Origin of the sequence: Mariniflexile soesokkakense (assembly GCF_039650365.1) — a bacterium.
GTDB lineage: Bacteria > Bacteroidota > Bacteroidia > Flavobacteriales > Flavobacteriaceae > Mariniflexile > Mariniflexile soesokkakense.
In genome coordinates this window covers 1-11,950 of record NZ_JAZHYP010000007.1, presented here as the reverse complement: position 1 = coordinate 11,950, position 11,950 = coordinate 1, and the positions used below count along the sequence as shown (strand labels likewise).

Sequence of the window (11,950 nt, the reverse complement as noted above, 5' to 3'; positions counted from 1 at the left end):
TGCGAAATCAAAGAATCACGAATTCTTTAATTTATAATATGAATTGACGAGTAAAGCAGGAATCTGTTTTTATTTGGGCATTACCACAAGGGTCGCGTTTTCTGCTATATCTTTTTAAAACCTCATTGCAAGGAGTAAACTGTGAAGCATTTTTTTTAACTTCATTCTTAAAAACAAGTTTGTTTTTATCAAGTTTTAAAAAGGATGCCGCTGCAACCGCTAATGCAATTCGCAACTCAAATTCATAATTCGTAATTCAAAAATCGTAATTAGTAAATCCTTTCCCTATTTTTGCATCACATATGGCAGCAACAAAAAAAGACATTCGCGCATTAACCAAAGAACAACTTCGTGATTTCTTCGAAAAACAAGGTGATAAAGCCTTTCGTGGCAACCAAGTTTACGAATGGTTGTGGCAAAAAGGAGCGCATTCGTTTGAGGATATGACCAATGTTTCAAAAGAAACCCGTCAAATGCTGGAAGATAATTTTGTTATCAACCATATAAAAGTCGATACCATGCAACGCAGTAACGACGGTACGGTTAAAAATGCGGTACGTTTACACGATGGATTGATTGTGGAGTCGGTTTTAATTCCAACCGCCACTAGAACCACCGCATGTGTGTCCAGTCAGGTAGGTTGTAGTTTAGATTGCAGGTTTTGTGCAACAGCTCGCTTAAAACGCATGCGTAATTTAAACCCCGACGAGATTTACGATCAAGTAGTTGCCATCGATAATGAAAGTAAATTGTATTTTAACCGCCCACTTAGCAATATTGTATTTATGGGCATGGGAGAACCACTCATGAACTATAATAACGTTATCAAGGCCATCGATAAAATCACCTCTCCCGAAGGTTTGGGTATGTCGCCAAAACGTATCACAGTATCAACATCGGGCGTGCCAAAAATGATTAAGAAAATGGCAGATGATGAGGTGAAATTTAATTTGGCAGTTTCTTTGCATTCCGCTATTGATGAAGTTCGAACTACCATTATGCCATTCAATGAAAATTTTCCTTTGGAAGATTTACGTGAATCTTTAGAGTATTGGTATGCTAAAACCAAACGTAGAATCAGTTACGAATATGTGGTTTGGAAAGGCATAAACGATACCCAAAAAGATATTGACGCTTTTGTTAAGTTTTGTAAATATGTGCCTTGTAAAGTTAATATTATCGAATACAATCCTATTGATGATGGCGAGTTTCAGCAAGCATCCAACGAAGCTTTAGAAAATTATATAAGCAATTTAGAAAAAAATAGAATTGTAGTAAATGTACGCCGTAGTCGAGGAAAAGACATAGATGCCGCTTGCGGACAATTAGCAAATAAAAGCTAAAATAATGGAGCTCCATTATTTTAGCTGACATATTTAATAAGTTACTCTTTAATTATTTTTATAGACTGTGTTTTGTTTTCAGCTTTAACATTCATAAAATAAAATCCTTTAGTTAGCGAACTTAAGTCTACCTTATTATTGAAAATATTTGATTTATTAAGTTTTAAAACTTGTTGTCCAAGTTGATTGATAACTGAAATACCATCAATGCTTGTATTGGTTTCAATTGTAACAATATCTTTAAAAGGGTTTGGGGAAACACTGGCAATTTTTAGTTCATTATCTTCAGTTGAAAGCGATGTAGAATATGAAACTTCAAAATCGTCAATCAGTAATTGATTTTGATCCGTACAATCAAAATGTCTTATGATAATTCCAAGTGTTTTATCAGCAAAAGAGACTGGTATGGTAGCTGTAATGTCTTTTGCACTACCAGCACCACCTGCGGTTAATGTTTCTTCATGTATTAATGTTTCTGGGGTTGTAAGATCGTTATCATCATAAACATAAACTGCAAATTTTTCGGCAAAAAATCCAGCATCGAGCGCTGCAACTTTCATTTTGTATGTAATTGAAGTAGCGGTTGCAGGCATAATAAAAGTGGGTGTAAAAAGATAATTGTCTGGGCTTAATGGAGTTCCATTAGGTGCTGGGTCTGAACTCCAAGATTCAGAAAAAAACAATGCGCCTGTATTAAAACCAAAGCTTTCGGCACCGCTTCCATATACACCCCAATCAAAAGTGTCTCCATCATTATCTAAACTTCCCCATCCAGTAAGATCTTCTGAATCAGATGACCAGGCAATGGTTTGTGCGTTGAAGGAATGAATTGTTAATATAAATATAAATAATAAAGTAAAATTTTTCATACGCCTTGAGGGTTTAATAGAATTAATTAATAACAAGATATAAAATATTGGGTAAGTATTCAAAATTAAAAAGGTAATTGTAAGCAGATTGTAATTATTTATGTGGGTAATGTAATTTTTTAGTACGTTTGTTGTCTTAACATAATTATTTTAATTTGAAAATAGTAGAGCAAATAAAACAACCTATAGGCTTTGAAATGGATCTTTTCGAACAAAAGTTCCTCTTATCAATGTCTAGTAAAGTGGCTTTGCTTAACAGAATTACAACTTACATAGTTAACAGAAAAGGCAAGCAAATGCGCCCCATGTTTGTTTTTTTGGTTGCAAAAATGGTGTCTAATGGAGAAGTAAGCGAACGAACGTACAGAGGTGCTTCTGTTATTGAGCTTATACACACTGCTACATTAGTACATGATGATGTGGTTGATGATAGCAATCGTCGTCGCGGATTTTTTTCAGTTAATGCCCTTTGGAAGAATAAAATAGCCGTTTTAATAGGTGATTATCTGTTATCAAAAGGCTTGCTTTTGAGTATTGATAACAACGATTTTGATTTACTTAAAATAATATCTATTGCGGTACGGGAAATGAGTGAAGGCGAATTACTCCAAATAGAAAAAGCTCGTAAACTTGATATTACAGAAACTGTTTATTATGAAATTATACGCCAAAAAACAGCAACTTTAATTGCTGCTTGTTGTAGTTTGGGAGCTGCTTCCGTTAAGCCAGAGTCGGTTCATGTAGAAGCTATGCGTAAATTTGGAGAGCTTATTGGTATGGCATTTCAAATAAAAGATGATTTATTTGATTATAGTGAAGACCAAATAGGGAAACCCACAGGTATTGATATTAAAGAACAAAAAATGACTTTGCCATTAATTTATGTGCTTAATCAAGCCAATAACAATGATAAAAAGTGGTTAATTAATTCCATTAAAAACCATAATAAGGACACGAAACGCGTTAAAGAAGTCATAGCATTTGTTAAAAATAATGGTGGTTTAGATTATGCCATTTCCAAAATGAAAACGTTTCAAGAAGAAGCACTTCAAATTCTTAAAACCTATCCCAATTCAGATTATAGAAATTCACTAGAATTGATGGTTAATTACGTGATTGATAGAAAAAAATAATAGTTTTTTAGTCGTTATTTTTATTAAGCAACTTATTTGTATAGGCTGCTAGTGCACCACCAATAAAAGGGGCAAGTATATAAACTGTGAGAAAGCTAAAAGGGTAGCTTGGAAAAGCGGTGGCTTTCCAGCCAGCAAAAAAGGCAACCATTCTTGGAGCAAAATCTCTAGCAGGGTTAAAGCCTCCTTGTGTAAAAGGAGCAATTAAGCAAATTAATAAAGTAATAGTAAGACCAATTAGTATAGGGGTTAAATTATCAATTTGGTCTTTTTTTTCTGTTAATCTAAAAATAGTAAAAACCAAAATAAAAGTACCTAACCCTTCCAAAAATCCAGCTTTTAAAGGAGTTATTTTTAATAAATGTTCAAAACTCGGATTTGGAAAATATTCACCAAACATCATTGCAGAGCGATAAGAGTCGGCATTACCACGCACAATGGTATGGATTGCCTCGTATATCTCAATACTTTCTTTAAACATTAAGTACAGTAAAATAGCCGCAAAAAAGGCGCCTAAAGTTTGACTTAAAATATAAAATGGTAATTTTTTAAGAGTTAATTTTTTAGATACACACATGGCTAAACTCACAGCTGGGTTTAGATGTGCAGGACACAGGTTTCTAACTAAAAAAATAGCAATGGCAACTCCAATGCCCCAAATAATGGCAACTTCTAAAAGACTGCTAAAAGCGCCTAAAAGTACAGCAGCAGCCACAGAACTGCATCCAAATAAAACCAGAATAAAAGTTCCAATGAATTCTCCTAGATACTCTTTTAGGTTAGCCATTATTTTTTATTGAAGCAAATACATAAAAAAGTTCAGTAGCTATTTGAATGCTTCTCTCGTTATATTTTTCAGCCTGTTGTGGGGTGTTATCAAAAGCTTTTGGGTCTTCAAATGTTATAGGAATTCGTTTTTCAGCACCTACAATAAAAGGGCAGCCACCATCAGCTTGTGAGCAGGTCATTACCGCTGCGAATTCAGATTTAGGGTTGAAACTATCATCAAGTTTTTTTGAAAACCCAATAATAGGATGCTCATTTGCGCTATATTTTATGCTGTAAACAGGGTTGTCTCCTTTGGAAATGGTATTGATTTGAAATCCGGAATTTTTTAAAGTTTCTGCAGCTATAGGGAATAAAGCAGTTGCTTCGGTTCCGCCAGAATAACAAAATACATTTTTAATATCAAAATGTGCTGCTATAGTTTGGGCCCAAATTTGTGACAAATGACTTCGTCGTGAATTGTGTGTGCAAATGAAATTAATTCTAATTTCCAGATTATTAGAAGCTTTATGCTGAATGAAATCAATTAATGGCTGTAAAATTAATTTACGCTCATCTGTAATTGTTTCTGGATTTAAAGTTGTTATTATTTTTTCTATTTCTAAAAATAGGGTTGGTTTTGTTGTTGTCATTTTTTTTAGATTACATTATTTTTTAGCAACAGTTTCCGTCTGGAGAACAACAGGGTTCATTATTAAAATCGGATAGTTGTACTTTTTGTTTTTCTTTTGGAACACCACATTTGTCTTGAGCCAAACAATCTGTTTGTTTTGAAGTTAGTAAAAAGTTGGAGCCATTAAAGTCTAAGCCAAATTTTCCAATCGTGTCAGCTTGATACTCAACTTCAATTTCTAAATCCTCCATGTTCAAGACTTTTTCTGAAAGGTTGATAATATTCAATAATTTTTCTGGGTGCAATCTATGGTCGTAGTCGTTAGCATTCCAAAGTTGAAAATTAGCAACTTCCTCTTTACGCACGGTCCCTCCACAGTCTATAAAGTTTTTTGTTATTTTGCCAACTTCTGTAACATGAAAATGTTTAGGTACTAAATCACCATTAGGTAATTGAAATGCAATTTTATCTAATTGGCTTAATACTATTTTTACTTCTGAAAGTTTCATATGTATTTATTTATGCGATTATACAATTAATTGAGGGGATTTTTAGCAGCAATCTGTTTTTGGAAGGTCTTGGTCTAAAAACTGAAGCATAACTTCTTTCATTTTAGTCCAATTTTCAGTGTTTATACAATAGCAAACACTGGTGCCTTCCACATTTCCTTTAATAAGGCCTAAGGTTTTTAGTTCTTTTAGATGTTGCGAAATTGTAGGTTGAGCAAGCCCAATTTCATTTACCAAATCTCCGCAAATGCAAGTGTTGATTTTAAACAAATGTTGTAAAATGGCCACTCTTGCAGGATGGCCAAATACCTTTGCGAACAACGCAATTTCATTTTGCAGGTTGGTAAATATTTCTGTTTTGGCTAACCCCATATTTTTTATATTTATACATTGCAATATTACGATTAATATATGTAGTTCCAAAACAATTTCTATAAAATTATTTCGGAATATATTATTGCTGTTGTTGCTGCTGCTGCTGCTGGATACGCTCTAAATTACGTTGGTAGCTGTTGTTTGTGCTGGAACCTGTAAAAGTGTTTGGAGGGATTGCAGCTGTTTCTTTACTTTTTGAAGTACTAACCTCTACTTTAACAAACAAATCGGATTCTACTTTTCTTTTAAAAACGCCTTTTACAGGAGAACAATCGTCATAATTTCTGCCAACTGCTAGACGTACATGGTTTTCATTTGCTATGGCATTATTTGTTGGGTCTAAACCTAGCCATCCGTAAAACGGAATATAAGCTTCTACCCACGCATGGGTGGCACCTTCACCTCTCGATATATCATCAGTGGGACAAATATAGCCGCTAACGTAACGTGCAGGTATGCCACACATTCTAATCATTTGCATCAAAATATTGGTAAAATCTTGACAAACACCTGCTTTTAATTTCCAAACATCGTCTAGAGTAGAGTTTACATTAGTAATTCCTTTTATGTATTTAAAGTTGGTGTAAACGTATTCACAAAGCTCTAAAGCAGCTTTAAAAGGTGTTTTTTCAGTAAGATTTTTTTCTTTAATTAAATTAAAAACACCGTCAGACCCACTAAAAGATACATATTTTAAAAAATCAAAAATATCAGTATCATATTTTTTCGATTTTATTTCATCCCATTGCGTTTTAATATCGTTGGTGTCGTCTGGAAATATTCTATTATGAGTTATTATTTCAATTTCAGATATAATAGATAATTCATCATGTGGTTCTGAAATCAAAAATGTGCCTACCCTGTTGTTGTAAAAATCGGTATATGTTTCAATAAACGGATTGTTTGTAACCGACAAAAAATGAGATGCTACTTTTTGATAAGTATCATCAATAGGGTGCAGCCTAATTAAATTAGCGCCATCAATTACAGGATTGCTATAACTGTATTTTGTAATATGTTTTATATAGTATGTTGGCATAATAATTTTAAAAAATCAATTTGTATTAGAAAAGTAAACCGAATTAATATTTGCAGAAATATTTCTTATATCATCTTTAATTCCTTCTATATAATTATGTAACCCTTGAGCATTAATACTTTCAATGGTAGTGTATTTTATGGAACTTTCTAGTTTTCCCAGCAAAAATTCTAAATTATTTTTTTCAAGCTCGTTGCTTTCAATAAGCTGATTAATATGTCTGCTAAGTTTGTTTACACAGTAATATACCGATCTCGGGAATAATTTATCTTGAAAAACCATGCTTATAATGTGATCTTCATTAAAAGTAGACTTATGGGTTTTTAAATATAATTGATAGCCACCAACCGATAGTAATAAATTTTTCCAGTAGAAGCTTTTTTCTAAACTATCAGAGGTTTTACCTATTTCAATTAGTTTAAGTGCTGTGAAATCTGAAATTTGTATTACACGTTCTAGGTATTTACCTACGTTCATAAAGTTGTAAGCGGCGCCTCGTTCTTGAGTAATGTCTGAGGTTCCATAATAGATTAGATGAAACTTTCTAAGGTCTTCTAAAAACTGTACGGGGTCTTCTTCCCGAAGTCTTCTGGATAAATCTTTATCGGTAAGATACAGGTAGTAGTTGTTAATGCATAGCCATAATTCTCTAGAAATATGTTCTTGCACACTACGGGCATTCTCTCGTGCCTTTGTAACAATATTTAAAATGGAATTGGAATTGCCAATATTGAGTACCATAAAATCAATACATTCAATGGCGTCTTCAGTATAAAACTCATTTTCTGAAGTGGTAAAATTATTTATAATTGGTGTCCAAGAAAATAATTCAGGAGAGTCTTGATTTGCATAAAAGTTCACTTTTAGTAAACTTAAAATACCGTTTCCACGCTCCATATATCGGTCTAACCAAATAAGGTTATTTGCTACTCTACTTAACATATATAATATTTTTCTGAATTATTGTAATACCCATGTGTCTTTACTGCCACCACCTTGCGAACTATTAACCACCAACGAACCTTTTTTAAGAGCTACTCTTGTTAGTCCTCCCGGGCAAATATCGATGCCGTCTTTACCAGCTAGGGCAAAGGGGCGTAAATCGATACAGCGGGGTGATAATTGCCCATTGATATAGCAAGGTGCTGTTGATAGGCGTAATATGGGTTGTGCAATGAAATTTTCGGGTTTTTTCTTAACGTTGTCCAAATAATCTATTATTTCTGCATCTGTTGCTTCATGTCCCATTAGCATACCGTAACCACCACTACCATCGGTTTTTTTTATAACCATATCTCTAATGTTTTTGGTAACGTACTCCAATTCATCTGGTCGCCCCAATTGATAGGTTTCAATATTTTTTAAAATAGGTTCTTCAGTTAAATAATATTTAACCATATCTGGAACGTAAATGTAAATAGCCTTATCGTCTGCAATACCCGTTCCAGGGGCGTTTACAATATTTACATTTCCTTTTCTGTAAGCAGCCATAATACCGGCAACGCCCAATACGCTAGTAGCGTTAAACTCAAGTGGGTCTAAAAAGTCGTCATCAACACGTCTGTAAATAATATCTACTTGTTTTAAACCGTTGGTGGTTTTCATGTAAACAAAATGATTTTTTACAACCAAATCGCTTCCTTCTACCAGTTCAATTCCCATTAATCTGGCAAGGGTTGTATGTTCATAGTAAGCTGAGTTATAAATGCCTGGAGTTAATAGAACGATATTAGGATTTGCCTTGTCAGAAAGTTCCTTTAGCTTTTTATAAAGCATGTTAGGGTAGTTTGAAACTGACCTCACTTGGCTTTTTGGTAAAATACCCGGAAATAATCGTTTAGAAATTTCTCTGTTTTCCAGCATATAGCTAACCCCGGATGGCGTTCTTAAATTGTCTTCAAGTACATAAAACTCACCATCGTTATTTCTTATTAAATCTACACCAGAAATATGTACATATACGTCATAAGGTACTTTTACGCCTTTCATTTCACGAAGAAAATTTGGGCAAGAGTAAATTAAATCAGCAGGAATAATACCGTCCTTAATTATGAATTGCTCGTTGTAAATATCCTTTATAAATAGGTTTAATGCTTTAAGACGCTGCTTAATACCTTTTTCAATTTTATCCCATTCTTGGGCAGTTATAATTCTGGGTACAATATCAAAAGGAAATATTTTTTCGATACCTTCATTATCATTATAAACCGTAAAGGTAACCCCTTGGCTCATAAATAACTGTTTGGAAAGGTCTTCTTTCTTAGTGAGTTTTTCGGGTGAAGTTTTTTTAAGGTATTCCACAAAGCCTTCATATTGAGCTCTGAATTTACTATTTTCACAGTACATTTCATCCCAAGTGCTTGGTAGTTTGTCGTAAGAGGAGAAAAGATGATTGTTATTCATATATTATAAGCTATAGAATCAAATATAATAAATTGCTAAAAAGTATTTAAAGATTTAACTATTTGTATGAATAAAATTCAGTATTTATTCCAATTCGTTAAAAATAATTCGATATTTTGATGAGTAATCTTTTTTTTGTGGCTTTAATTATGTTTTAAATAATTTTTGTATGAAAGCATGTGTTTAAATTACTAAATTATATTTACTAATAGCACAACTTAAAATTATATTTAATAAAATATTTTTACAACAGGCAACCATTAGCATAAAATTTGCGTCTTTAAAAGTAGAAGGCTAAATGAACTCATCTTTGAAAGTCATACAATTACATAAAAACGAATCGGCACTCATAAAAAGTGCCATAAAAAACGATCGTGAATCACAACAAGTGCTGTATGAGTTGTATGCGCCCAAAATGCTAAGTGTTTGTAGGTTTTATATTAAAGATTTTCAACAAGCAGAAGAAGCCATGCTTAACGGATTTTTTAAAGTGTTTTCCCATTTAAGCAGTTATAGGAGTGAAGGTAGTTTTGAAGCTTGGGTACGGCGCATTATGGTGCGGGAATCCATTTCATTTTTACGGCAAAAGAAAACTATTGAATTTCCTGTTGAAGACATAGATTTTAAAAACGATTATACAAACAATATAAAAACAGATATTGAAGTTGCTCAAATACAAGAATTGATTGATGCACTACCTGAAGGCTATAAAGTGGTTTTTGTTATGTATGCCATTGAAGGTTACAAGCATCATGAAATTGCAGATATGTTGCATATTACTGAAGGGACTTCAAAATCGCAATTATTTAAAGCGCGAAAAATGCTTCAAGAACAATGGAGAGAATTAAATAAAATAACAAGTTATGGAACCAAATAGATTTGAAAATAACATAAAGGAAAAGTTTGAAATAAGAAGGTTGCAACCATCAAACGATGCGTGGGCTAAACTTTCAGAACGCTTAGAACAGAAAGAGGAAAAGCAAAGCAATAAAGCGTATTGGTGGTTGGGTATGGCTGCAAGTGTGGTAGGTGTGTTGTTTGTCGCATTTCAGTTTTTTAATTCTCAAGAAGTAAAACCTATAATTGTAGATGCGCCTACGATTATTCAGCAAAAAGAAAATACTGAAGTTGCAGTTGAAGGAGTTGAAAAGCCAAATGAAGTTTTAAAAGAAGAAACATCAATAAAACCAATAGAAAAACAAGCAATAAAAGATAATGCTGTTGCTGTGGATAAAGGAAAAGTTATTCCAAAAGAAACCAGTAAAACAGTAAAACCAACTACTGTAATGCAAGAAAAATTAACTTTTGAAGAACAAAAAATTCAGGACGTTGTTGCCAAAGTGCACGAGTTGAAAGACCAAAATAAAGAAGTTACAGATGCCGTTATTGATGCCTTGTTGCTAGAAGCCCAAAAGGAAATCAGGTTTAAAAAACCATATAATAGTAGTACCAGCATTGTTGATGCCAACATGCTGCTTCAGGAGGTTGAAACCGATTTAGACCAATCGTTTAGAAGCAAAGTGTTCGACGCTATAAAAGCAAGTTACAATTCGGTAAAAACGGCAGTGGCACAACGTAATAATTAATAAATTCCTGCAAAAGCAGGAATCTCATCAATAAATAGAAGAATAAAACATCATCAATCAAAATCAATTATAAATGCCCATTTTGGGTCAAAAAAACGAACAGTTATGCAAACAATTACTAAGTACTTAACGCTGGCGGTGCTATCTTTAAGTGTGCAATTCATCAATGCACAAGACAGTATTCAAAAGCCCAATAACAAGAATAAAATAGAAACCTTGTTAGAAGTAAAAGAGCAAATTAAAAATGAAGAACGCGAGTTTTTAAAAGTAGAAGTGGAAGCCATTAATAAACGGTTGGAAAACGGACAAATTACGAGCGAAGAAGCCGAAACATTAAAAAAAGAAGCAGCAAAAAAACGCACCTTAAACATTGAAAACCGAATAGCTATTATTGATAACAAAATAGCACTTTTAGAACGTAATGCCGATGGTTACCAAACAAATAACGATGAAAAATCATCTGAAATTGGTGTTAGCATAGGTGGAGACCAGGGTAGATTTGCAGGTTTTAGAATTAAAAAAGAGAACAAGCCTAAAAAATACGACTTGCGTACTACCAGCGATTTTGTTTTGGCATTCGGCTTGAATAATGCCATTATTGAAGGCGAAAAACTAGACGATTCACCCTATAAATTTGGAGGTTCCCGTTTTTTTGAAATAGGGTGGGCGTGGAAAACACGTGTTTTTAAAGAATCGAACTTTATGCGTTTAAAATATGGATATTCCTTTCAAATTAATGGATTGAAACCAAACGATAACCAATATTTTGTTCAAGATGGAAGCCAAACATCGTTAGAGGGATTTCCTGTAGATTTAAAAAAGGCAAAACTATCCGTGTCTAATTTAGTGTTTCCGGTACATTTTGAATTTGGCCCCTCTAAAAAAACAGAAAAAGACACCTATTTTAGATATTCAACCGACAATCAATTTAAAATAGGAATTGGTGGTTATGGCGGATTTAACATTGGAACACGTCAAAAATTAAAATACGAGCTAGATGGCGACCGAAAAAAAGATAAAGAAAAACAAAGCTTTAACACCAGTAATTTGGTGTACGGTTTAAGCGGTTACATGGCGTTTGATGAGGTCGCACTGTATGTTAAATACGATTTATCGCCCATTTTTAAAGACCAAGCCATTAAACAAAATAATATATCTCTTGGGTTACGTTTTGATATGGATTGAGTTGAAAATTATTGAATAATAAAAGGCTTCGTATCAAGCTTTTTTATTTTCGTTTAACGTTTATGTATATGGAAAGTTGCGTGTTTGTGTGCGAGGATTTTCCGAAGGA

13 protein-coding genes are annotated in these 11,950 nt (G+C 33.3%); 5 read left to right on the top strand and 8 right to left on the bottom strand.

Annotated elements, in window-relative coordinates:
- Positions 1 to 302: 302 nt before the first annotated feature.
- The gene (gene rlmN / locus VP395_RS12935; RefSeq protein WP_346242439.1) at positions 303 to 1,343 is read left to right on the top strand and encodes a dual-specificity RNA methyltransferase RlmN; all 1,041 of its coding nucleotides are present in this window, start codon (positions 303 to 305) and stop codon (positions 1,341 to 1,343) included.
- A gap of 41 nt (positions 1,344 to 1,384) precedes the next feature.
- Here the strand turns inward: rlmN and VP395_RS12930 are convergent, their stop codons facing one another.
- Positions 1,385 to 2,212 (bottom strand): T9SS type A sorting domain-containing protein, encoded by an 828-nt coding sequence (locus VP395_RS12930; RefSeq protein WP_346242438.1) that lies wholly within the window; start codon positions 2,210 to 2,212, stop codon positions 1,385 to 1,387.
- A gap of 155 nt (positions 2,213 to 2,367) precedes the next feature.
- Here VP395_RS12930 and VP395_RS12925 point away from each other — a divergent pair, with 155 nt between their 5' ends.
- Positions 2,368 to 3,345, top strand: coding sequence for a polyprenyl synthetase family protein (locus tag VP395_RS12925; protein WP_346242437.1), 978 nt, complete (start codon positions 2,368 to 2,370; stop codon positions 3,343 to 3,345).
- A 7-nt stretch (positions 3,346 to 3,352) separates the two neighbouring features.
- Here the strand turns inward: VP395_RS12925 and VP395_RS12920 are convergent, their stop codons facing one another.
- From VP395_RS12920 to VP395_RS12890, 7 genes are all read right to left on the bottom strand, one after another.
- On the bottom strand, positions 3,353 to 4,132 hold the full coding sequence (locus VP395_RS12920; protein WP_346242436.1) for an MIP/aquaporin family protein: 780 nt from the start codon (positions 4,130 to 4,132) through the stop codon (positions 3,353 to 3,355).
- A complete protein-coding gene (locus tag VP395_RS12915; protein WP_346242435.1) occupies positions 4,125 to 4,763 on the bottom strand; it encodes an arsenate-mycothiol transferase ArsC in 639 nt (212 codons plus the stop codon). The genes VP395_RS12920 and VP395_RS12915 overlap by 8 nt, the downstream gene beginning before the upstream one ends.
- 22 nt (positions 4,764 to 4,785) lie before the next feature.
- Entirely contained in the window at positions 4,786 to 5,253 is a 468-nt protein-coding gene (locus VP395_RS12910) for a DUF6428 family protein (protein ID WP_346242434.1), read from the bottom strand.
- 42 nt (positions 5,254 to 5,295) lie between these two features.
- Positions 5,296 to 5,625, bottom strand: coding sequence for an ArsR/SmtB family transcription factor (locus VP395_RS12905; protein WP_346242433.1), 330 nt, complete (start codon positions 5,623 to 5,625; stop codon positions 5,296 to 5,298).
- Positions 5,626 to 5,707: 82 nt separating this feature from the next.
- On the bottom strand, positions 5,708 to 6,667 hold the full coding sequence (locus VP395_RS12900; RefSeq protein ID WP_346242432.1) for a transglutaminase family protein: 960 nt from the start codon (positions 6,665 to 6,667) through the stop codon (positions 5,708 to 5,710).
- A 15-nt stretch (positions 6,668 to 6,682) separates the two neighbouring features.
- A complete protein-coding gene (locus VP395_RS12895; protein WP_346242431.1) occupies positions 6,683 to 7,609 on the bottom strand; it encodes an alpha-E domain-containing protein in 927 nt (308 codons plus the stop codon).
- An 18-nt stretch (positions 7,610 to 7,627) separates the two neighbouring features.
- On the bottom strand, positions 7,628 to 9,070 hold the full coding sequence (locus VP395_RS12890; RefSeq protein ID WP_346242430.1) for a circularly permuted type 2 ATP-grasp protein: 1,443 nt from the start codon (positions 9,068 to 9,070) through the stop codon (positions 7,628 to 7,630).
- Between the two features lie 298 nt (positions 9,071 to 9,368).
- Here VP395_RS12890 and VP395_RS12885 point away from each other — a divergent pair, with 298 nt between their 5' ends.
- The 3 genes from VP395_RS12885 (at position 9,369) to VP395_RS12875 (ending at position 11,841) form a co-directional block, all read left to right on the top strand.
- Positions 9,369 to 9,947: an RNA polymerase sigma factor gene (locus tag VP395_RS12885; protein ID WP_346242429.1), complete on the top strand. Its 579-nt coding sequence runs from the start codon at positions 9,369 to 9,371 to the stop codon at positions 9,945 to 9,947.
- Positions 9,934 to 10,656: a hypothetical protein gene (locus VP395_RS12880; protein WP_346242428.1), complete on the top strand. Its 723-nt coding sequence runs from the start codon at positions 9,934 to 9,936 to the stop codon at positions 10,654 to 10,656. The genes VP395_RS12885 and VP395_RS12880 overlap by 14 nt, the downstream gene beginning before the upstream one ends.
- Before the next feature lie 105 nt (positions 10,657 to 10,761).
- Positions 10,762 to 11,841: a hypothetical protein gene (locus VP395_RS12875; RefSeq protein WP_346242427.1), complete on the top strand. Its 1,080-nt coding sequence runs from the start codon at positions 10,762 to 10,764 to the stop codon at positions 11,839 to 11,841.
- Positions 11,842 to 11,950 lie beyond the last annotated feature (109 nt).